Here is a 734-nt window from a genome sequence, read left to right as displayed (position 1 = left end):
TTCCGGTTTGGGGGCGTGGGCAGTGAAAGCGGACGTTCAGATGCCACGCGAACTACAGGCGGGGCCCTTAATCCGCTAGTCTGAGCTTTACCAATACGCAGCCATCAACTCGCTAACCCATACTGGCTGGCGAACCTCTCCGCGCGGCAAAAACTCGCGCATGACCNGCGAACCTCTCCGCGCGGCAAAAACTCGCGCATGACCGGCTTTATGTCGACCACGGGCGTCCCGCTAATCGCATCTAAACCTTCGACATGAAGCGACGTGCCTTCAACTGATAGAATTTTGCAAACCGTTACCCCAAGCCGGTTGGGCCTGTTCTTGCCGCGTTGCGCAAAAATGCCTGTCAGGGGCCAGTCTTGGCGCCCTCGCGGGTGGCGAGCGCCCTTCTCAATCTTATCAGGAGCAACCTTGTCAAAAACAAAGATAATTTCCACATGGCTGAATGCATCAAGGCCTGCCAATGCCTCTGGCGTGAACTGGTTGGAATTGAGTTCGATGATAGACCGGCTCGCTCCCCAATCATCGTCGATCGGATCGGCTCTACCGCCATGCACATGGCCAATAGCTTGGATCTCAAAAGCCATTCAAGCATCCTCCGAGAATAAATAAAGCACGGGCTGGCCGCTGGCATCTTCTAATTCCACGTCAATTTTGCCACCCGCCGAAACATACAGCGCTCTGGCTGGGACGTTTCCGGCCTCTGTAACAACCCATGCGGTTCGACAGCCAAT

Annotated in this window: 1 protein-coding gene; it reads right to left on the bottom strand. The window is 55.4% G+C overall.

The genetic code is table 11. The features are described 5' to 3' along the window. Positions 1-104 precede the first annotated feature (104 nt). Positions 105-587: an SAM-dependent methyltransferase gene (locus B7364_RS01490; RefSeq protein WP_232780766.1), complete on the bottom strand. Its 483-nt coding sequence runs from the start codon at positions 585-587 to the stop codon at positions 105-107. Between the last annotated feature and the right edge of the window lie 147 nt (positions 588-734).

Source organism: Aquidulcibacter paucihalophilus (assembly GCF_002105465.1).
GTDB lineage: Bacteria > Pseudomonadota > Alphaproteobacteria > Caulobacterales > Aquidulcibacteraceae > Aquidulcibacter > Aquidulcibacter paucihalophilus.
This window is presented reverse-complemented; position numbering and strand designations above follow the sequence as displayed.